The sequence below is a fragment of the Zoogloea sp. JDB1 genome (genome assembly GCF_056724025.1).
The window spans coordinates 1,787,860-1,808,395 of the sequence record NZ_CM161496.1 but is presented as its reverse complement, the minus strand read 5'-3'; the positions used below and the strand labels follow the sequence as shown (position 1 = coordinate 1,808,395).

Below are 20,536 nucleotides of genomic sequence, written 5' to 3'. Positions count from 1 at the left end.
TGCGAAAAAACTTTCGGATTTTAGCTCAGTTGTGCACTGCGCAGATCATCCGTAGCACTCCCGCCCGCCGGCACCGGCTTCACCCGGTACCACGCGGCGTACAGCGCCGGCACAAACAACAGGGTCAACAACGTGGCGACGATCAGCCCGCCCATGATCGCCACCGCCATCGGCCCGAAGAAGGCGCTGCGGGTCAGCGGGATCATCGCCAGCACCGCCGCCGCCGCGGTCAGCGCAATCGGCCGCAGGCGCCGTACCGCCGATTCGACGATGGCGTTCCAGGCTGGCAGGCCCTTGTGCATGTCCTGCTCGATCTGATCGACGAGGATTACCGAGTTGCGCATGATCATGCCGAACAGCGCGATCGTGCCGAGCATCGCGACGAAGCCGAAAGGCTGCTTGAACAGCAGCAGGAACAACACCACGCCGATCAGCCCCAGCGGCGCGGTCAGCACCACCATCGCGGTCCGCGAGAAGCTGTTGAGCTGCACCATCAGCACCGTAAACACCACCCCGAAGAACAGCGGGAAGCCGGCATTGACCGAGCTCTGCCCCTTGGCGCTCTCCTCCACCGCGCCGCCTGTCTCGATGCGGTAGCCGGCCGACAGGCGCGCCTTGAGCGGCGCGAGCAGCGGCTCCACCTGGGCGGTGACGGTCGGCGCCTGGACGCGGCTGTCGTAGATCTGGCCGCGCACGGTGATGCTCGGCTCCCGGTTGCGGCGCCACACCAGGCCCTGCTCGAAGGCATAACTGACCGTCGCCACCTGGCCCAGCGGCACCGACTTGCCGCTGCGGGTCGGGATCGCCAGTTCGGCGACGAGGGACAGCTTGTTGCGCTCGAAGGCATCACCGCGCAATACCACGTCGATCGACTCGATCCCCTCCCGGTAGCTGGTCGCCGCGAGGCCGCGCAGGGAGGTATTCAGGAAATTCGCCACGTCCTGCGTGGACAGCCCCAGCAGGCGTGCCTTGTGCTGATCCACCTCGACCTTCAGCACCTTCGATTGCTCATCCCAGTCGAGCTGCACGTCGGACAGGCTGGCATTGCCGCGCATCACCGCGGCGACCTCGGCCGCGTAATGGCGCACCGTCGCAATGTCCGGCCCATTGACGCGGAACTGCACCGGGAAGCCCACCGGCGGACCGTTCTCGAGGCGCGTGATGTTGGCGCGCAGATTGGCGAAATCCCCCTTGAAGAGCTCGATCATCCGTTCCCGTAGCGCCTCCCGCGCCGGGATGCTGTCGGTCAGGATCACGAACTGGGCGAAATTGGTGGCCGGAAGCTGCTGGTCCAGCGGCAAGTAGAAACGCGGGCTGCCGGTGCCCACGTAGGCCACGTAGTTCTGGATGCCGTCCTCCTTGTCGAGGATACGCTCCAGCTTCTCCACCTCGGCCTGGGTCGCCCGCAAGCTGGCGCCTTCCGGCAGACGCAGGTCGATGAGCAGTTCCAGCCGCGTGGAGTTGGGAAAGAACTGCTGCTGGACCAGGCCGAAACCGACGATCGCCACGGCGAAGATCCCCAGCGTCGTGGCGATGACCACCCAACGCTTCGCCACGCACCAATCCACCACCGCACGGAAACGGTTGTAGAAGGGCGTGCGGAACACCGCATCCTCATCGCCCTCCACATGTGGGTCGCCGAGGCCGATGCGGTCCTTGAGACGCTCCAGGCGCGGGAAACGGCGCGCAAACCAGCTGGTGTTCTTCGGCGCCCGCGGATCGGGCAGCAGCACGTAGCCGAGGTAGGGCACCACCACCACCGCAGCCAGCCAGGAGGCCAGCAGTGCGATCGCATTGACCTGGAAAATCGAGCGCGTGTATTCGCCGGTGGACGACTGCGCAGTGGCGATCGGCAGGAAGCCAGCCACCGTCACCAGCGTGCCGGACAGCATCGGGCCCGCCGTGCTGGTATAGGCGAAGGCGGCAGCCTTGGAGCGCTCCCAGCCCTGCTCCATCTTCACCAACATCATCTCGACGGCGATGATGGCGTCATCCACCAGCAGGCCCAGCGCGAGGATCAGCGCGCCCAGCGAGATCTTGTGCAAGCCCACGTCGAACAGGCGCATGCCGAAGAAGGTCACGCCGAGCACCAGCGGGATCGACAGCGCCACCACCAGGCCGGTGCGCAGGCCCAGCGAGAAGAAGCACACCACCAGCACGATGATCACCGCCTCGGCCAGGGAGTGCACGAACTCGCTGACCGAGCGCTGCACCGCCTCCGGCTGGCTGGCCACCTCCGTCAGCTCCAGGCCGACCGGCAATTGCGCCTGAATGCGCGCCACGGTGGTTTTCAAGTCGTCGCCCAGCGCGATGATGTCGCCGCCCTTGGCCATCGACACGCCCAAGCCCAGCCCGTCCTGGCCGCGGAAGCGGAAGCGCGGCGCCGGCGGCTCGACGAAGCCCCGCGCGACGGTAGCGATGTCACCGATGCGGAATTCCCGCCCGCCGGCCTGGATGCGCGTCTCGCGGATCGCCTCGACGGTGTCGTAGGCGCCGCTCGGGCGCAGGTAGATGCGCTCGTCCTTGGTCTCGAAGTAGCCGCCGGGGGCCACCGCGTTCTGGCGCGCCAGCGCATCGGTCACCGTCTGCACGTCCAGCCCGAGGGTGGCGAGCTTGGTGTTGGACAGCTCCACGTAAATGCGCTGCTCCTGCTCGCCGATCAGGTCCACCTTGGCCACATTGGGCACCCGCAGCAGCTCGGCGCGGATCTTGTCGCTCTCGGCCTTCAGGCGCGCATAGTCGAATCCGTCTCCGGTCAGCGCGTAGATGTTGCCGAACACGTCGCCGAACTCGTCGTTGAAGTAGGGCCCGCGGATGCCCGCCGGCAGCGTGCCCTTGATGTCGCCGATCTTCTTGCGCACCTGGTAGAAAATGTCCGGTACCTCCTTGGCTGGCGTCGAGTCCTTGGCGACGAATAGCACCACCGACTCGCCCGGCCGCGAATAGCTGCGCATGTAGTCCACGTTGGGGACTTCCTGCAGCTTCTTCTCGATGCGGTCCGTCAGCTGTTCCTCGGTCTCCCTCGCCGACGCCCCCGGCCATTCGGTGCGCACCACCATCACCTTGAAGGTAAAGGGCGGGTCCTCGGACTGGCCGAGCCGCTGGTAGGACAGGATGCCAACCAGCGCCAGCGCGACGATCAGGTAGCGGACCAGGGGCTGGTGGCGCAGCGCCCATTCCGACAGGTTGAAGTGCTTCACGCGCCGCCCCCCGCCGCCTTCACGCTCAGCGGAGCCGGCGCAGGCGCGGACTGACCGGGCGCCACCGGCTGCAGCAGCTGGCCGGGGACGATCTTGTGCACACCGGCAGCGGCGATGGTCTCGCCGGGCTTCACGCCGTCGGCGATCAACACCCCGTCCTCCCGGTACTGGCGCACCGTCACCGGCCGCAGCACCGGCTTGACCAGCGCGCCTTCGGGCTGCATCACCCACACCGCGCTGCGTCCGTCATGCTCAAAGACCGCCGACGCCGGCACCAGCAAGGCCCCGGCCGCCGCCTGGACGTCCGGCAGCACCACGTTGGCGGTCATCCCCAGCTGCACCGCCGGGCTCGGATCGACGATGCTCACCCGCACCGCGTAGGTACGGGTTGCCGCGTCGGCGCTCGGCGCAATCTCCCGGACCTTGCCGCGCAGGGCTGCATCGGGCTGGGACCACAGGCGGATCTCCACGTCCTTCGCGGCGCGCAGTGCGGACAAACGACCTTCCGGCACGGCGATCAGCACCTCCCGCTCGCCGTCGCGGGCCAGCTTCATGACGACCGCGGAATCCTTCACCACCTGCCCGACTTCGGCGCTGAGCGCGGTGATCACCCCGGCCTGATCGGCCACCAGGGTCGTGTAGCCACGCTGGTTGCCGGCCACGCTGGCCTGGGCGCTGGCCTGGGCGACGCGCGCCTCGGCCGACTTGAAGGTGGACTCCTTGGCATCCAGCACGCTGCGGCTGACGAAGTTCTTGCCAACCAGGTCCCGGTAGCGCTCGACCTCGGCCTTCGCAAAGGCATATTCGTTCTGCGCCGCCGCCAGCTGGGCGCGGGCCGCTTCGGCGTTGAGGCCGGCATCGGTCGGATCCAGCCGCGCCAGCACCTGACCGGGCTTCACCGCCGACCCCACGTCCACGCGGCGTTCGACGATCTTGCCGGTGATGCGGAAAGCCAGGTCCGACTCGTAGCGCGCCCGCACCTCGCCGGCATACAGCGCACCGGCGGCCACTGGCGCCAGGGCCAGCTTGTGGACCATCACCGGACGCGGCGCCTCGGCCACCGGCGCCGGCTTCGAACAGGCGGCCAGCACCGCCACGGCAAGGAAACTCAGGGCCAGATTGCGCGTCATCGTGCGGACTCCTCGCGGGGCGCGACCAGCAGGCCGCGGAAGATCATGTCGAAATAGGTGTCGAAATAACCGTCGGGCACCAGGCTCGGCGCCTCGCAGCCCACCACGCAACTGGCCATCGAGTTTTTCCAGATCGACAGCATCAGCAGTGGGAAGAACACCAGCTGGCGCAAGGTCGGCACATCCAGCGGGCGGAACACGCCACGCGCGATGCCGATGTCGATGGCGCTGCCGAGCAGGGCCATCCAGCGCACGATCACGGCCTCATGGTGATAGCGGGCAATCTCGGGGAAATTGCCAGCCTCGGCGATGATCAGCTTGGAAATGCCCCCCAGCTCGGTCTGGCCGAACTTTTCCCACCAATCGAGCAGGATCTCCCGCAACAAACGCTCCGGGTCGTCCTTGAGGGTTTCCAGCTTGGCTTCCAGCTCATTGAAAAGGGGCACCACCCCCTCTTCGATGACCGCCTTGAAGAGCGCTTCCTTGCTGTCGAAATACAGGTACAGCGTGCCCTTGGAGACGCCGGCGCGGGCCGCCACCTCATCCAGGCGCGTCGCCGCGAAACCTTTTTCGATGAACAGGGACAGCGCCGCGGCGGCGAGTTCGGATGGGCGGGCTTCCTTGCGGCGCTGGCGACGGGCGGGTTCAGTGGAGCTCATGGCGTTGAATTACTGACTGACTAGTCAGTAATCTAGCCAAAACGCCCTGCCGAGTAAAGTACGAATGCAAGTGACCGGCGCACGCCAACTCAGGTGCGCGGGTCGACGGCACGCGCGCGCCTTACTCCGCGGCCTCGCCGCGGTACTTTTTGAGCTTGTACCAGAGGGTCCGCTCGCTGATCCCGAGCTGCGCCGCCGCGCGGGTCTTGTTGCCGTCGCAACGGCCGAGGGTTGCCTCGATCATGCGCTTCTCGAGGGCCTCCACCACCTCGTTCATCGGGCCTTCCGGCACGTCACTGTCGGCATGGCCGGTGACCGACGGAACGAGCGGCGGCGTATCGAAGACGAAATGCACCTGCCGCAGGGTGCCGCCGCCAGCCAGCACCAGTGCCCGCTCGACCATGTTCTCCAGCTCGCGCACGTTGCCGGGCCAGGCGTAGGCAGCCAGATGTTCATAAAGCCCGGGCTCGGCCAGCGGCGCGGCACCGCTGCGTCCGTGCTTGGCGGCGAAATGGGCGACCAGACCGGGAATGTCCTCCTTGCGCTCACGCAGCGGCGGCAAGGCAATGGCGAACACGTTGAGGCGATAGAACAAGTCCTCCCGCAGCCGTCCGTCGGCGATCGCCTGCCGCGGATCCCGGTTGGTGGCGGCGATCATGCGCAGGTCGAGGTTGATCGTCCGGTTGGAGCCGAGGCGTTCCAGCGTTCCCTCCTGCAGCACCCTCAACAGCTTGGCCTGCAGGGCCATCGGCATCTCGGTAAGTTCGTCGAGGAACAGCGTGCCGCCATCGGCCAGCTCGAACTTGCCGACCCGTTCCTTCACCGCGCCGGTGAAGGCCCCCTTCTCGTGGCCGAACAGCTCGCTCTCCAGCATCTCGGCGGGAATCGCCGCGCAATTGATCGGCACGAAAAGCCGCTCGGCCCGCGGCGACGCGGCATGGATCGCCCGTGCGGCGAGCTCCTTGCCGGTGCCGGTTTCGCCGGTGATCATCACCGTCGCCTTGCTCGGCGCCACCTGGCGGATCTGCTGATAAACGGCCTGCATCGGCGCGCTGGTGCCGACGAAGCCTTCCCAGCCACGGTTCAGCTCTTCGCGCAGGAAGGCGTTCTGGCGGCTCATCCGGGCCGAGCCGAGAACCCGCTCGATGGCCAGCTCCAGCGCCTCCAGGTCGAAGGGCCGCAGCAGGTAGTCGCTGGCCCCGCGCTTCATCGCATCCACCGCCGACTCCACCGTGCCGTGGGCGGTGATGACGATTACCGGCACCGCCAGCCCTTCCTCGCGCAGGCGCGACAGCAGCGTAATGCCGTCCATGTGCGGCATACGCATGTCGGTGATGATCAGGTCGAGGGGGTTCTGGCGGGCCAGCTCCAGCGCTTCCAGACCATCGCCGGCGGAAAAGACCGTGTGCCCCATCTGGCGCAGCATGATCTCCAGCACACGGCGCATGTGGGGTTCGTCGTCGGCGACGAGGATGTAACTCGGGTTCATGAGCTATGCGGCCCCGCATGGCGGGGCAGACGAAGGGTGAACAAGGCGCCGCCGAGGGGGCTCTGCCCCGCCACGATGGTGCCGCCATGGGCCTGGACGATCTGCTGCACGATGGCGAGGCCGAGACCTACCCCGCCTTCCCGGCGGAAGAAGAAGGCCTCGAAGATGCGCTCGCGCTCCTCCGGCACGATACCCGGCCCGTCGTCGCCGATGCCGATCTCAAGCGCGTCACCGAGATCCATACTGAAGGCCTTGACGGTGCCACCTTCCGGCAGGATCTGCAGCGCGTTGAGGATCAGATTGAGGAAGACCTGGCTCATCTGCTCCACGTCCAGCTCGGCAAGCGGATCCGTCGCGTCGAGGGCTTCGGCGAACAGCACCTGTTTCTTGGCCGCCTGCCCGGCAAGCAGCGCGAAACAGCGGCGGATCAGCCCATGCACGTCGGTCGGCACGAACACCGGCGCACGCGGCCGGGCGCTGTCGAGCATGGTCGACACCAGCCGGTTGAGCCTCTCGGTCTCGCTGTCGATGAAGCCGGTCATCTCCCGCCCTTCCGGCGACAGGCCCGGCTCCCGCCGCAGCATCTGCGCCGACGAACGGATGATGCCGAGCGGCGTGCGCACCTCGTGGGCGATCACCGAGGCCATCTCACCGACCATCGCCAGCTTGGAGGCCCGCACCAGGTTGCGCTGGGATTCGTCGATGTGGCCGACCATTTCCACAAAAGCCGCCGACAACTCGCCTACCTCGCCGGCCCCACCGGGCGGCGCGCCGGCCAGACGGCCATCGCGCCGGTAGCGGCGGGTGAACTCGGTCAGCGCAACGATGGGCCGGGCGATCGCCCCGCTGACCCACACCGCCAGCAGCAAGGTCGCCCCCACCAGCGCCCCGAGCAACAGCAGCGCGATCGCCACCATGCGGTGGATCGGCGCCAACGCCTCGTCGAGGGGCTGGATCACCAGCGTGCGCCAGCCCAGACCTTCAAAACCGCCAAAGGCCGCAGCCCGGCCGACGCCGACCGCCACCGTCGCCCCATAGGCCGGCGTCGCATCGAGCACGTAGGCACCGGCCGCAGTCGAGATGCGGGACCACCCGTTCGTCGGCCCGGGGTCGGCCGACAGACCATCGCGCAGACGGCGGGATGCCGCAATCAGGCGACCACCACCATCGATGATGGCCAGCGTGCGGCCATCGCCGGCGGCCCGGTCAAGCATCGCATCCACCTGTTGCCAGTCGAACTCCAGACGCAACTCGCCAAGGGGCGCATCGTCGAAGCGGGACAGGACGGGCGCGCTGATCGACAGGCTGGCCGCCGGCCCCACTGCCCCTGGAGCCGGCAGGCTGAGCGCCAGCGGCGTGCCGGAAAGGCTCACTTTCCGGTCAGATCGATCATGCTTGATCACCTGGCCTAAAGCGGCTGGCCGACTACTGGCGACGATCCGCCCTGCAGTGTCCAACGCCGACAGATCCCGATACACCCCGCCATAACCTTCCTGCAGACGGGCGAGGAACGCGGACAGGCGGCGATCCACGTCCTGCACCTGCAGATCCTGCATGACCTCCAGGCGACTCCAGATCGCGGCGTTCTGCAGGCGCTCGAACAGCACCTTGTCCAGGTCGGCGGCAATCGCCCCCGCCTGGCTGGCCAAGCTCTGCTCGATCTCGGCCTGCAAGGCCTGGCGCGCCTTGACAAACGCCAGGCCGGCCAGAAGTATGGCGGGCGCCAGGGCCACCACGACGAAGGCCTTGAGCAGGGTGCTGCGGATCGTTACCGGTCTGGGCACGTTATCAACGGAGAACCGCATCGGGACATGGACTGCCGAGTATACGAAAAAGCGCGGGCCTGCCTGTGCGTCCTGCTGCCGGCCCTGCTTCTGCTGAACACTCAGGCCCGGGCCGACGACGGCGATGAAGCACCGACGCCGATCCGCCTCGGCAACTACGAACTGGGGCGAGGCCTGCCCCTCGGCGACAGCGGCTTCACCGTCGGAGGCTACGCCACTGCACGCTACGACGACGTGCGCGGCCGCGATCCGCGCCTCACCGCAGACCACCTGAGCCTGATGCTGTGGTGGGAAGGCGGCGGGCGCCTCAAGTTCTTCTCGGAGACCGACTTCGAGGAAAGCCTGGCCACCAGGCGAACCGGCCCGGATGAAGAGCGCTTCCTGGCCCTCGAGCGTTTCTACTTCGACTACACCGTTAACGACACCGCCACCGTACGCGTCGGCAAGTTCCTGACCCCGATCGGGCGCTGGAACCCGATCCACGCCGACCCGCTGGTGTGGACCACGTCCCGCCCGATGGTGACCCACGCGGTCTTCCCCGGCTACGCCACCGGTGTGATGCTGCAGGGCACGACCGAAATCGGCGAGCGGGAGATGGACTACTCGGTCTATGTTTCGTCCGGCACCGAACTGCGCCGCAAGCCCGCTGAAGACCCCTTCACCGAAGCCCGCGGCGTGCACTTCAACCTGCCGGTCAGCAACAAGCTGCAGGTCGGCCTGTCCCTCGTCGATTTCGAGCAGGATCAAACCCGCGGCGAGCGCAAACGCCTGGCCGGCATGGATTTCCTATGGACCCACAATCGCTGGGAGATCTCCGGCGAAGGCATCTACCGCGGCTCCAGCGCCGGCGCGCCGCATACCGAGAAAGGCGGCTTCGTGCAGGTGGTGGCGCCGCTGCGAGGCCGCCTCTACGCCGTCGGCCGCGTCGAGCAGATGCGCCTCGACGGCACCGACCATCCGGCCCGCAACTGGGTCGCCGGCCTCAATTACCGCTACGACCGGGCCCTGTCCCTGAAGGCCGAGGTCATTGGCGGCAGCCACTTGCCCGACGGCACACCGGAAGGCCTGCTGGCCTCCATCAGCGTGCTGTTCTGAACCCGCTGATGCCCTTCGCTCCCATCCTGCGCCGCTGCTTCGCCGCGTGCCTCGTACCACTGCTGCTCGGTGCCGCCGGCCTGGCCGACGCCGCCGAGCTGTCCGGCATCGCGGTGATCGTCGCACCCGGCTACACGGTCCGCGACCTGGACAAGCACGAGCTGGCCCTGATCTACAAGCGCAAGAAACGCCTGTGGCCAGACGGCCGCCGGATCGCGCCGGTCAACCTGCCGGCCGGCCAGAACATCCGGAAGGCCTTCTCCGTCGCCATCCTGGGCCGTACGCCGGAGGAAATGGACGACTACTGGCGGGACCAGTACTTCCATGGCGAGCTGCCACCCTTCGTCGCCAGCTCCGAGGAGGCCGTGATCCGCCTCGTCGCCACCACGCCGGGCGCCATCGGCTACGTACCGGTCTGCCTCGCCGACAAGCGGGTGAACGTGGTGCTGACGATAGACGACGGCCTGCCCTGCCCACGCTGAGGCCTGCAATCCCCGTCTACCGTTTTTGCAGTACTGCAAGTTCTTGCAGTACTGCCGCACGGTCCTTACACCACCTTAGCGACCAATTTTTCCATATTACGTCAATCACTTAAGTCCACTTCACGGCATGTGGCACCCCTCTTGCGATAGCGACTGCAAAGCCGGCGAGTACGTCGGCCCCATCGCCATCGAAGGGAGTCGCCGTGTCGGCACTGCAAATTCCGTTCAGAACCCCGCTTGCCGGCTCGCAGCCGGCCGGCCCCCAACTCTTCCCACCCTTCGATCAGGCCGCGAGTGACCATCCAGCCCTTACCCGGAACGATGCTCCGCGCCTGATCGAACACAGCGGCGACGGCCGGCAGGCCGCCGAAACCATGATCAGCAGCCGTTTCGCCGCCGCCTATGAAGCACGGATCGGCCATTTCATGCCGCGTCTGTTCAGCCTGCAGGCACCGTCCGGCCAGCCGGTCGGCGTCTGCGGCCTGCGGGAAGCCGCCGGGCAGCCGCTGTTTCTCGAACGCTATCTGGCGCAACCGATCGAGCAGGCCATCGCCGCGGCCATCGGACAGACGGTGGAGCGCCACAGCATCGTCGAGGTCGGCCAACTGGCCGGGCGCGGCGCGGGCACTTTCCGCGCCCTGATCCTGCGCATCACGGAACGCCTGCATGAAGAAGGCCACCGCTGGGTGGTGTTCACCGGCACCACGGCCCTGCGCAACGCCTTCGCCCGCCTGGGCCTGGCGCCGCGGGAACTGGCCCTGGCCAATCCGGCCTGCCTATCCGCCGCCGAAAAGGCCGATTGGGGCAGCTACTATCAGCACGGCCCGCGGGTGATGTTCGGCGACATCCACGAGGGCTTCGCGGCCATCGCCACGGGCCAGCACCAGGGTGGCAAAGCATGAGCGGCCCCAGCTCCATCATCGCCGCCCTCAACCGCCACGCGGCAACGAAGCCCGAGGCCCCTGCACTGGAAGGCGCACAGCACAAACTCGATTACGCCTCACTCGCCGAAGCGGTCTCGACATTGGCCGAGATCCTGCAAGCCCTGCGCCCGCGCGTCGTCGGACTGCTCGCCGACAATGGCCCCGACTGGGCGGTGGCGGATCTGGCCTGCCTCGCCGCCGGTATTCCGCTCGTCCCGCTACCGACCTTCTTCACGCCGGCCCAGCACGCCCACGCGGCCAGCCAGGCGGGCATCGACCTGCTGCTGAGCGACCGCCCGGAGGCCCTGAGCACGCTCGCCCGCCGGGGCGCGCCGCGCCTGCTGTACGGCAGCCTGTACATTCGCCGGCTCGACTCGGCACCGGCGAATCTGCCCCCCGGTACGCTCAAGATCACTTTCACGTCCGGCACCACTGGTACGCCGAAGGGCGTCTGCCTGGGGCGCGAGGCCATCGAAAGCGTGGCCACCAGCCTGCAGCAAGCCAGCGCGGCCCGACCGGACGACCGCCACGTGGCCCTGCTGCCCCTGGCGACGCTGCTGGAGAACATCGGCGGACTGTACGTTCCGCTGCTGGCCGGCGCGACGACCCGTTTGCTGCCCGGCGAACAGGTCGGCCTGAACGGCAGCGCCGGCGTCGATCCGGCCCGCCTGCTGGCGGCCCTCAACGCCGCCCGCGCCACCTCGACCATCCTCGTACCACAACTGCTGCTGGCCCTCGTCGCGGCGATCCGCACCGGCGCGGCGCACCCGCCCACGCTGCGCTATGCCGCCGTCGGCGGTGCCCCGGTCTCGCCGCGCCTGCTGGAAGCCGCCATCGCGCTGGGTTTGCCGGTCTTCGAGGGCTACGGCCTGTCGGAATGCGCGTCGGTGGTCGCCGTCAATCGCCCTGGCGACAACCGGCCGGGTTGCGTCGGGCGCCCCCTCGCCCATGTGACGCTGGCGATCGGCCCCGGCGGCGCCATCCATGTCGGCGGTACCGGCTTCCTCGGCTATCTGGGCGAAGAGCCGCGCCACGACGAATGGGTCGACACCGGGGACGTCGGCCATCTGGACGCCGACGGCCGGCTGCACATCACCGGCCGCCGCAAGAACATGTTCATCACCGCCTTCGGCCGCAACGTAGCGCCGGAGTGGGTCGAGCGGGAACTACTGCTGCAGGCGCCGATCGCCCAGGCCGCCGTATTCGGCGAGGGCCGCAGCAGCAACGTCGCGGTAATCGTGCCCCGCGGCAGGGCCAGCCAAGCCGACATCGATGCGGCCATCGCCGCCGCCAACCGGGATCTGCCCGATTACGCCCGCATCGGCGCGTGGCTCCGCGCCACCGCGCCTTTCAGCCCCGACAACGGGCAGCTCACCACCAACGGCCGTCCGCGCCGCGAAGCGATCACCGCCGCGTATGCCGACGCCCTCGCCGAACCCCATCCGTCCGATACATCGAAAGAGCCCCATGGACTGCTTTGCTGAACTGGAACAGGCGACCCGCGACGAACGCGCCCGCCTGCTGTCCGCCCCCATCATCGCCGACGCCTTCGGCGGACGTGTCGGCCGCGCCCAATACCTGGCCTTCCTGACCCAGGCCTACCACCACGTGCGCCACACCGTGCCGCTTCTGATGAGCTGCGGCGGCCGCCTGCCGGCCCGCCTGGAATGGCTGCGCGACGCCGTAGCCCACTACATTGGAGAGGAGCTGGGCCACCAGGAGTGGATCCTCAACGACATCGCCGCTGCCGGTGGCGACGCGGAAGCGGTCCGCCATGGCCAGCCTGCCTTCGAGACCGAGCTGATGGTCGCCTACGCCTACGACACCGTGCAGCGCGGCAATCCAGTCGGCTTCTTCGGCATGGTCTATGTACTGGAGAGCACCAGCGTCACGCTGGCCAGCCAGCTCGCCAGCACCCTCGGCCCCACCCTTGACCTGCCACCCCGCGCCTTCAGCTACCTGAGCAGCCACGGCAGCCTGGACATCAGCCACATGGAGCACTTCCGCGCGCTGGTGAACCGCCTCGACGATCCTGCCGACAAGGCCGCCCTGATCCACGCCGCCAGCCGCTTCTTCCGCCTGTACGGCGACCTCATCCGCAGCCTGCCCACCGGAGACGCCGCATGAAAGACAAGACCATCCTGATCACCGGCGCCAGCGGCGGTATCGGCCGCGCCCTCGCCCGCAGTTTCGCCAGTGCCGGCGCCCGTGTCGTGCTGCTCGGCCGCCAGTCCAGGCCGTTGATCGAGCTCGTCGCCACCCTGCGCGCCGAAGGCCATGAAGCGCGCCTCGTCATCGCCGACCTGCTCACTACGCCACCAGCGGACGTCGCCCGCAAGGCCATCAACGCCTTCGGCAGCCTCGACGGGGTCATCAACTGCGCCGGCGTACAGCACTTCGGGTTGAGCGCCGACCAGTCGACCGCCGCCACCGCCGAAACCTTCGCGGTAAATACGGTGGCACCGATCCAGCTGATTCAGGCCCTGCTACCACACCTGCAGGGCCGGCCTGAAGCCCATGTCGTCAATGTCGGCTCCATCTTCGGCTCCATCGCCTTCCCGTGCTTCGCCACCTACTCGGCCAGCAAGTTCGCGCTGCGCGGCTACTCGGAGGCGCTGCGACGGGAGCTGGCCGGCGGACCGGTACAGGTGCATTACGTGGCGCCCCGATATACCCGCACTGCGATCAACAGTGAAGCCGTCGCCCGCATGGCCGATGCGCTGGGCACGCACCAGGACAGCCCCGAGGCCGTCGCCGAGCAGGTCCTCGCCGCCGTGCTGCACAAGGCCGCTGACACCTACCTGGGCTGGCCGGAGAAGCTCTTCGTCCGCCTCAACGCCATCCTGCCGCGCCTGGTGGACCGGGCGCTGATCCGCCAGGGGCGCCAGATGCGCCCCTTCGCCCGCCGCCATCTGGCCGAATCCAACTAGGAGCCCCCCATGAAGAAACCCCTCGCCGCCCTGCTGCTCGCCCTGCTGTCCGCCACCGCCCTGGCCGATGACGGCAAGCTCGAACCTTCCGTGGCCGACATCGCCCACCGCTGGGCCCGCATCAACTACCAGGCGCCGGCCAAGGAACATGAAAAGGCCTTCAAGGAACTTGCCGAGCAAGCCGACAAGCTGGTCGTCGCCGAACCGGGCAAGCCCCAGCCGATGGTCTGGGAGGCCATCGTGCTGGCCAGCTACGCCAAGGCCAACGGCGGCCTCGGCGCGCTGTCCGCCGCCAAGCAAGCCCGCGACCTGCTGCTGGCCGCCGAGAAGATCGACCCGCAGACCCTCCACGGCTCGGTCTACACCAGCCTCGGCAGCCTGTACGCCAAGGTGCCGGGCTGGCCGATCGGCTTCGGCGACAAGAACCGGGCCCGCCAATACCTGGAAACAGCACTGAAGATGAATCCGAAGGGCATCGATGCCCACTACTTCTACGCCGACTACCTGGCCGACAAGGGCGACTACGCTGGCGCCGTCGAGCACCTGCAGCAAGCCCTCACCGCCCCGCCACGCCCCGGCCGCGAAGATGCGGATGCCGGTCGCCACAAGGACGTGCAGGCCCTGCTCGACGAGATCCGCAGCAAGCACGCCGACAAGCTGGCTGCAAAATGAACACCCTGGCCGAAGCGGCTTCCGCCCCGCCCTGGCGCAGCCGCCTGGTGGATTACGCTCTCTGCGCACTGACCGCCGCCTGCGGCGTGGCCGGCTACGACTGGCTGTACCGGGAAATCCTGGCCATGTGCTTCTGACGCCAGTGCGCCATCAGCCGGCCTGCGGCCGGCGGCGCAGCAGCGGCAAGGCTCCCAGCAAGGCCAGCGCCGCGCACACGGCACCAGCCAGGAAGGTTGCGCGGGAGCCGAAGGCATCCCAAAGGCCGCCGGCAATCACGCTGGCGGCCAGCAGCGCGACACCGCCCACCAGGTTGAAGACACCGAAGGCCGTGCCCCGCAACTCAGCCGGCGCCGCATCGGCCACCAGCGTCGCCAGCAAGCCCTGGGTCATGCCCATGTGCAGCCCCCATAGCACCAGGCCCAGCGCGAAGCCGGGCAGGCCGTCGACCACGCCCAGCGCCAGATCGGCGAGCACCAGAACGGCCAGGCCCAACGTCAGCAGCGTACCCCGGTGACAACGGTCGGCGAGCACGCCGATCGGGTAGCAGGACAGGAAATACACCACATTCATTACCACCAGCACCGCTGGCACGTAAACCAGCGCCACACCAACCTCCTGCGCGCGCAGGACGAGAAAAGCCTCGCTGAAACGAGCCAGCGTGAACACGGCAGAGAGCGCCACGATGCCCCAATAGAAAGCTGGCAGTCGCGCCAGCTCGACCCCCGACAGGGGCATCCGCGGATTGCGCACCTGAGCCGGACGCGGCGCATCGTGCACGGCCAGCAGGATCACCGCAAAGGACGCGAAAGCCGGGGCAACCGCGAACCAGAACACCCGCGGAATGTTATCGGCGGTCAGCCCCATCAGGCCGATCGCCAGCAACGGGCCGATGAAGCCGCCGGCGGTGTCGAGGGACTGGCGCAGGCCAAAAGCCGCCCCACGCAGCTCCAGCGGCGCCAGATCGGCGATCAGCGCGTCCCGCGGCGCACCGCGGATGCCCTTGCCAATGCGGTCTACGAAACGGGCCGCCACCACCCAGCCCAACGTCCCGGCCAGCGGGAACACCGGCTTGGTGAAGGCCGCCAGGCCGTAGCCAAGCGTTACCAGCAGCTTGCGCCGCCCGAGCCAGTCGGACAACGCCCCCGAAAACACCTTGGTGATTGCCGCGGTCGCCTCGGCAATGCCTTCGATGATGCCAACGGAGAGCATCGAGGCGCCCATCACCGACACCAGATAGACCGGCAACAGCGCGTGGATCATCTCGGACGAGATGTCCATCAGCATCGACACCAGCCCCAGCGCCCAGATGCCGCGCGGAATCCGTCCCGCCACGGCGCCGAATGTCATCGCCGCCTTGTCGCCGCCTTCCATGCGAACACCCTTTATCCAGTCCGACCGCCAGCACCTTGCCTCATCCCAAGTGCTGACGTCCAGCCCCATACCCCCCAGACGGGAACCTCTGAAAACAGCAGCAGCATCGCCACGCTCCCCAGGCATCCAAGCCACCACGGCACCCATTTTGAGCATTTCAATTTTCCCACCTTATGCAGTGACTTCCTTCCTCCGCAAGCCTTCACCCTTTCTGTATATTCCGAACAGTTTTCAACTTGGGCCATGGCGCCACCCGTCCCCGGCTAAGCCCTATCCCGGAAGCATCCACAGTGAACAAGAATGTCTCGATGATCCTGCTGATCGTCACCTGCTTCATCCTGTTCCTGATGGGGAGTCTGGTCGCGTCGCGGGACACCATCTGGCATCAAACCGAAGATCGGGCAACGACCCTCGCCCGCATGATCGAACAGCACGCCTCCGGCAACATCGATAGGGTCGACGACATGCTGCAGAGCATCGCGGAGCGCGTTACAACCACCGATCTAGGCAATGCCCGGCAACTCCCGGCCAGCCGCCGGGATGAGCTGACCGCCCTGCTCGTCGCCCACCAGCACCGCACCAATGGCGTGGTCTCCATCTCCCTGACTGACGCGGCCGGCCACGTCTACGTCAACTCGGTCGGCAGCCCGCCCGGCAGCACGCTCGAGGACCGGGACTATTTTCTTGAATTGAAGAACAGTGGCCGGCATCAACCGGTAGTGTCCGGAGCGATCAAGGGCCGCGTATCGAAAAAATGGGGTGTCCAGATCGCCCGCCGCCTCGACTTGCCGGACGGCAGCTTCGGCGGCATGGTGGTGGCCAACTTCGGGCTGGCGGAAGGCTTTCTCGATTACTACTCCACCCTCGGTCTGTCACCGCGTACACGCATCAGCGTAGTGGATGGGATCGGCCGCATCATCGTCCGCCAGCCGACGGTCGAAAACGCCGTCGGACAAGCTCGCACCACCCCGGTGGTTGTCAATGCGATTCGCAGCGGGAGTACTGACGGTCTGGAGATCGGCATCTCACCGATCGACGGCATCGAGCGCATGAACGCTTACCGCAAAGCGGTCCGCTACCCCCTCTACGTGGTAGTTGGCATTCCCACCGACGAAGCCTTTGCCGAATGGAACCGGGGGCTGCTCCTGAGCCTGCTGGGAGGGGCGGTACTGGTCACCCTTGGCCTGCTGGTGGCCCGGGCCATGCATCACCAGAGCCAGGCCGACGCGCTGCTCACGGAACGCACACGGCAGCTCGAGGACAGCAATCGCCGCCTTGCCGAGCGCTCCACCGAGCTGCTTGCCGCCCGGGATGCCGCCGAACAGGCCAGCCAGGCCAAGAGTGCCTTCCTGGCCAACATGAGCCATGAGATCCGCACCCCGATGAATGCCATCATCGGCGCCAGCCATCTTCTGAAGACGGGGAACCCACGACCGGACCAGCAGGACTGGATCACACACATTTCCACCGCCGCGGCCCACCTGCTCGCCCTCATCAACGACATCCTCGACCTGTCCAAGATCGAGGCCGGCAAACTCCAGCTGGAGACGGTCGGTTTCCGGACCGCGACAGTCGTCCAGCAGGCCGTCGAGATGATCGCCACCCGAGCCCGGGCCAAAGGCTTGCGCATCGGCGTGGACATCGCCGCACTACCACCCGTCATGCTCGGCGACGCCACCCGCATCGGCCAGATCCTGGTCAACTACCTGGGCAACGCGGTGAAGTTTACCGAGCGCGGGCACATAGCGCTGCGTGGTTTCGTCACGGCAGAGCATCCAGACGGCTGGACGGTACGCTTCGAAGTCAGCGACACCGGCATCGGCCTGGACTCCACTCAGCAGGCCCGCCTGTTCGAGGCTTTCGAGCAGGCCGACTCAGCCACCACGCGCAAGTTCGGTGGCACCGGACTGGGACTTGCGATCACCCGCCACCTGGCCTGCCTGATGAATGGTAACGTCGGCGTTGAGGGCAGCCCCGGCCACGGCTCTACCTTCTGGGTCACGCTGCGCCTGGCACGCACTGACGACTTTCTCCCCGGCGACGCCGCCCCCCATGCTGCTGACCCGGGCATTGCCCCTCGTCTGGCCACCGAGTGCGGTGGCTGCCGCATCCTGCTGGCCGAAGACATGGAAGCCAATCAGCAGGTCGCCCTGGCCCTGCTCGCCCAGGCAGGCCTCAGCGCCGACCTCGCCCGCACCGGCAACGAAGCTGTCTCGATGGCCACCGCACAGCCCTACGACCTGATCCTGATGGACATGCAGATGCCCGAACTGGACGGCGTCGAGGCCACCCGGGCAATCCGCGCCCTTCCTGGCTACACACAGATCCCCATCCTGGCGATGACTGCCAACGCCTTTGCCGAAGACCGCCAGACCTGCCTGAATACCGGCATGAACGACCACATCGCCAAGCCGGTCAATCCCGAAGCGCTGTACGCCACGCTGCTGGCCTGGCTACCTGCCAAACCACGTATCGAGACAGACAGCGTGCAAGCTTTGGCGAATACGACGCCAAAGCTTGCCGCGGCCCCGCTGACCGCCCTGGCCGATATCCCGGAGCTGGACATCCCTGCCGGCCTGCGCAACACGGGTGGCAAGCCGGCGGCCTACCGGACCCTGTTGCAGAGTTTCCGGCGAAGCCTCCCCCAAGAACGCATGCACCTGCGCCAAGCCCTCGACGAACAGGACAATATTGCACTTTCCCGCCGCGCCCATGCCCTCCGGGGCACAGCCGCAACTCTCGGCCTGACGGGAATTGCCGACGCTTGCCTGGCGCTCGAAGGCGTCCTTGCGCCCCCTCTTTCTGCCCCAGGCTTGGCTGGCCACTGGCAATTGCTCGATGAAGCCTTGCTACGCTTCGAGACCTGCTCACAACATCTGGCAACCTAGAGACACCGACAGCCCCGTGATGCCGTTGGCAACTATCGGCAAGAGGGCATTTTTTCGCAAATAGGTAGCGTCGAGTCGGCTAAACTTGGCGCCCCGACTGATCGTATATTCGCCGGTAATTCCCTTGTCCGCTCGTAGAACTATCGCCTTCCCGCTTTTCGATCACCACGCAGCAGGTGTGGCTTTTTCGATGATCGTCACGCGTCTGCTGGCGCCAAAGGCAACAGGCCTGTTTTCGATGGCAGTAGCGGTACCGGCCTTCCTCAGTACTGCCCGCGATCTGGGCGCAGAAGAATACCCGCACCGGAAAAAGGAACCGTCTACAGTTCGCCCTGCAAAGGCGCTTCGACCGGACCTGCGCAGGCCCCACCGGCTGCGCCCCTGGCCCTTTCGCGACACACTCATTTCTGCATTGACTCAATGCACTACGCTATCCCGCGAGGCATCCCGTGCGTGACCTGCTGCTGGTCCTGATCCTGCTTTGGGCCCTCCCCAAAGCGGTAAAACATACCTACGTGGCGGTCAATCTGTGGTCCTGGATAAGCCTCATGAATCCGCATCGCCTATCGTACGGCTTCGCCTTCGATATGCCGTTTGCAGCCATCGCCGCTGCGGCTGCCTTGATTTCGCTGGCCGTCACCAAAGATACACTCGCAATACCCAAAGAACGCCCGGTCATCTTTCTGGCCCTGTTCATCACCTGGATGTTCGTCACTACAGCAACAGCGATCTATCCTGAGGATTCAATCGTTCAACTCAAGAAGGTCCTCAAGATCCAGATAATGACTGTTGTTGCACTGGCAGCCTTGCACGAACGCCGACACATCCAGCTATTCCTGTGGATCAACGTGCTCTCGATCGGTTTCTTTGGGCTGAAAGGGGGATTCTTTACCGTTCTCACGGGTGGCGGAGCGCGTGTCTGGGGCCCGCCAGGGAGCTTTATCGAAGATAACAATGAGCTCGGCACCGCGCTCATCATGACTATCCCGCTGATGAACTACCTACGCCTGGTTTCGCCGCAGAAGTGGGTCAAGCGAGGCTTGCTCACACTGACGCTACTGTCAGCGGCAGCTGCATTGGGCACTCAATCCCGTGGAGCCCTCCTGGCAATCGCAGCGATGGGATTCGTGCTATGGCTACGCTCTGAACGTAAGGCACTCACGGGCATTTCAATCGCCCTGGTCGGCACACTGCTCATCAGCTTCATGCCCTCCACCTGGGAGTCCCGGATGAGTACCATCCAGGACTATCAGAACGATGGGTCGGCCATGGGGCGTATCAATGCGTGGCATCTGGCCGTCAATATCGCCAACCATCGTCTCACCGGTGCTGGTTTTGAAGCGTATACGCCTGAGACTTTCGCTTGGTACGCCCCCAACCCCGTCGACATCCATGTCGCCCATAGCATCTATTTTTCGGTCCTGGCCGAACACGGCTACATTGGCTTGTTCCTTTTCCTCGGCGTATGGATGAGCTCGCTGGGCATTGCAAGCCGCATCCGGAAGGAAACCAGACATGATCCTGAATTACTCTGGCTATTCCATCTGGCCGGGATGTGCCAGGTCTCCCTCATTGGATATGCGGTGGGCGGCGCCTTCTTGAGCCTGGCCTACTTCGACCTTCCGTACAACATCATGGTGATTCTCGTCACCTCATGGCGCTGGCTGAAGACTCACCGGAAGGAAGCCGAGAGTAAAGAACTGGCCGGCAGGGCTCAAATTGCATGATCCATTGGCCATGCGCCCCCCCGATCAACGCAACACCACCATGGATGCCCTGAACAGGGCCACCGGGAGCCGCCTGCAGGGCCAGCACTGAGTCCACGCAGGCGCAGCCAGGTACTGAGCGACGCTGGCTGCTCACACACAAGAGCCAATCAAACAGCAATCACCACAAAAGCCACGGGCCAGCCC

General features: G+C 66.4%; 16 protein-coding genes. 10 read left to right on the top strand and 6 right to left on the bottom strand.

What is annotated here, in order from left to right; all coding sequences use genetic code 11:
* Nucleotides 1–20 precede the first annotated feature (20 nt).
* The 5 genes from AC1PPK_RS08005 to AC1PPK_RS07985 all read right to left on the bottom strand — a co-directional run bounded on the left by AC1PPK_RS08005 (nt 21) and on the right by AC1PPK_RS07985 (nt 8,262).
* Nucleotides 21–3,200 carry an efflux RND transporter permease subunit gene (locus AC1PPK_RS08005; RefSeq protein WP_481117310.1) on the bottom strand — a complete coding sequence of 1,060 codons (3,180 nt, stop codon included), beginning with the start codon at nt 3,198–3,200 and terminating at the stop codon, nt 21–23.
* Nucleotides 3,197–4,330 carry an efflux RND transporter periplasmic adaptor subunit gene (locus tag AC1PPK_RS08000; RefSeq protein ID WP_481117309.1) on the bottom strand — a complete coding sequence of 378 codons (1,134 nt, stop codon included), beginning with the start codon at nt 4,328–4,330 and terminating at the stop codon, nt 3,197–3,199. The genes AC1PPK_RS08005 and AC1PPK_RS08000 overlap by 4 nt, the downstream gene beginning before the upstream one ends.
* A complete protein-coding gene (locus AC1PPK_RS07995) occupies nt 4,327–4,989 on the bottom strand; it encodes a TetR/AcrR family transcriptional regulator (protein WP_481117308.1) in 663 nt (220 codons plus the stop codon). Before AC1PPK_RS07995 ends, AC1PPK_RS08000 begins: the two co-directional genes overlap by 4 nt.
* Before the next feature lie 121 nt (nt 4,990–5,110).
* A complete protein-coding gene (locus tag AC1PPK_RS07990; protein WP_481117307.1) occupies nt 5,111–6,478 on the bottom strand; it encodes a sigma-54-dependent transcriptional regulator in 1,368 nt (455 codons plus the stop codon).
* A complete protein-coding gene (locus tag AC1PPK_RS07985) occupies nt 6,475–8,262 on the bottom strand; it encodes a sensor histidine kinase (protein ID WP_481117306.1) in 1,788 nt (595 codons plus the stop codon). The genes AC1PPK_RS07990 and AC1PPK_RS07985 overlap by 4 nt, the downstream gene beginning before the upstream one ends.
* Before the next feature lie 27 nt (nt 8,263–8,289).
* Between AC1PPK_RS07985 and AC1PPK_RS07980 the strand changes: the two genes are divergently transcribed.
* The 8 genes from AC1PPK_RS07980 (at nt 8,290) to AC1PPK_RS07945 (ending at nt 14,501) form a co-directional block, all read left to right on the top strand.
* Entirely contained in the window at nt 8,290–9,357 is a 1,068-nt protein-coding gene (locus AC1PPK_RS07980; protein ID WP_481117305.1) for a hypothetical protein, read from the top strand.
* 8 nt (nt 9,358–9,365) lie between these two features.
* The gene (locus AC1PPK_RS07975; RefSeq protein WP_481117304.1) at nt 9,366–9,839 is read left to right on the top strand and encodes a type 2 periplasmic-binding domain-containing protein; all 474 of its coding nucleotides are present in this window, start codon (nt 9,366–9,368) and stop codon (nt 9,837–9,839) included.
* A gap of 203 nt (nt 9,840–10,042) precedes the next feature.
* Entirely contained in the window at nt 10,043–10,741 is a 699-nt protein-coding gene (locus AC1PPK_RS07970) for a thermostable hemolysin (RefSeq protein WP_481117303.1), read from the top strand.
* A complete protein-coding gene (locus AC1PPK_RS07965) occupies nt 10,738–12,246 on the top strand; it encodes an AMP-binding protein (RefSeq protein ID WP_481117302.1) in 1,509 nt (502 codons plus the stop codon). The genes AC1PPK_RS07970 and AC1PPK_RS07965 overlap by 4 nt, the downstream gene beginning before the upstream one ends.
* Nucleotides 12,230–12,889, top strand: coding sequence for an iron-containing redox enzyme family protein (locus AC1PPK_RS07960; RefSeq protein WP_481117301.1), 660 nt, complete (start codon nt 12,230–12,232; stop codon nt 12,887–12,889). Before AC1PPK_RS07965 ends, AC1PPK_RS07960 begins: the two co-directional genes overlap by 17 nt.
* Nucleotides 12,886–13,692 carry an SDR family oxidoreductase gene (locus AC1PPK_RS07955; protein WP_481117300.1) on the top strand — a complete coding sequence of 269 codons (807 nt, stop codon included), beginning with the start codon at nt 12,886–12,888 and terminating at the stop codon, nt 13,690–13,692. The genes AC1PPK_RS07960 and AC1PPK_RS07955 overlap by 4 nt, the downstream gene beginning before the upstream one ends.
* Nucleotides 13,693–13,701: 9 nt before the next feature.
* Nucleotides 13,702–14,364: a tetratricopeptide repeat protein gene (locus AC1PPK_RS07950; RefSeq protein ID WP_481117299.1), complete on the top strand. Its 663-nt coding sequence runs from the start codon at nt 13,702–13,704 to the stop codon at nt 14,362–14,364.
* Nucleotides 14,361–14,501 carry a hypothetical protein gene (locus tag AC1PPK_RS07945; protein ID WP_481117298.1) on the top strand — a complete coding sequence of 47 codons (141 nt, stop codon included), beginning with the start codon at nt 14,361–14,363 and terminating at the stop codon, nt 14,499–14,501. The genes AC1PPK_RS07950 and AC1PPK_RS07945 overlap by 4 nt, the downstream gene beginning before the upstream one ends.
* A gap of 13 nt (nt 14,502–14,514) precedes the next feature.
* Here the strand turns inward: AC1PPK_RS07945 and AC1PPK_RS07940 are convergent, their stop codons facing one another.
* Complete coding sequence (locus tag AC1PPK_RS07940; protein WP_481117297.1) at nt 14,515–15,735, bottom strand: MFS transporter; 1,221 nt, start codon at nt 15,733–15,735, stop codon at nt 14,515–14,517.
* A 290-nt stretch (nt 15,736–16,025) separates the two neighbouring features.
* Here AC1PPK_RS07940 and AC1PPK_RS07935 point away from each other — a divergent pair, with 290 nt between their 5' ends.
* On the top strand, nt 16,026–18,623 hold the full coding sequence (locus AC1PPK_RS07935; RefSeq protein ID WP_481117296.1) for a response regulator: 2,598 nt from the start codon (nt 16,026–16,028) through the stop codon (nt 18,621–18,623).
* 449 nt (nt 18,624–19,072) lie between these two features.
* The gene (locus AC1PPK_RS07930; RefSeq protein ID WP_481117295.1) at nt 19,073–20,350 is read left to right on the top strand and encodes a putative O-glycosylation ligase, exosortase A system-associated; all 1,278 of its coding nucleotides are present in this window, start codon (nt 19,073–19,075) and stop codon (nt 20,348–20,350) included.
* Nucleotides 20,351–20,536: the final 186 nt, after the last annotated feature.

Excerpts from the sequence above, each read along its gene's own strand:
- AC1PPK_RS08000 (WP_481117309.1), bottom strand. The coding sequence starts at position 4,330 with ATGACGCGCAATCTGGCCCTGAGTTTCCTTGCCGTGGCGGTGCTGGCC.
- AC1PPK_RS07995 (WP_481117308.1), bottom strand. The coding sequence starts at position 4,989 with ATGAGCTCCACTGAACCCGCCCGTCGCCAGCGCCGCAAGGAAGCCCGC.
- AC1PPK_RS07990 (WP_481117307.1), bottom strand. The coding sequence starts at position 6,478 with ATGAACCCGAGTTACATCCTCGTCGCCGACGACGAACCCCACATGCGC.
- AC1PPK_RS07980 (WP_481117305.1), top strand. The coding sequence starts at position 8,290 with ATGGACTGCCGAGTATACGAAAAAGCGCGGGCCTGCCTGTGCGTCCTG.
- AC1PPK_RS07975 (WP_481117304.1), top strand. The coding sequence starts at position 9,366 with ATGCCCTTCGCTCCCATCCTGCGCCGCTGCTTCGCCGCGTGCCTCGTA.
- AC1PPK_RS07965 (WP_481117302.1), top strand. The coding sequence starts at position 10,738 with ATGAGCGGCCCCAGCTCCATCATCGCCGCCCTCAACCGCCACGCGGCA.
- AC1PPK_RS07960 (WP_481117301.1), top strand. The coding sequence starts at position 12,230 with ATGGACTGCTTTGCTGAACTGGAACAGGCGACCCGCGACGAACGCGCC.
- AC1PPK_RS07955 (WP_481117300.1), top strand. The coding sequence starts at position 12,886 with ATGAAAGACAAGACCATCCTGATCACCGGCGCCAGCGGCGGTATCGGC.
- AC1PPK_RS07950 (WP_481117299.1), top strand. The coding sequence starts at position 13,702 with ATGAAGAAACCCCTCGCCGCCCTGCTGCTCGCCCTGCTGTCCGCCACC.
- AC1PPK_RS07945 (WP_481117298.1), top strand. The coding sequence starts at position 14,361 with ATGAACACCCTGGCCGAAGCGGCTTCCGCCCCGCCCTGGCGCAGCCGC.
- AC1PPK_RS07940 (WP_481117297.1), bottom strand. The coding sequence starts at position 15,735 with ATGGAAGGCGGCGACAAGGCGGCGATGACATTCGGCGCCGTGGCGGGA.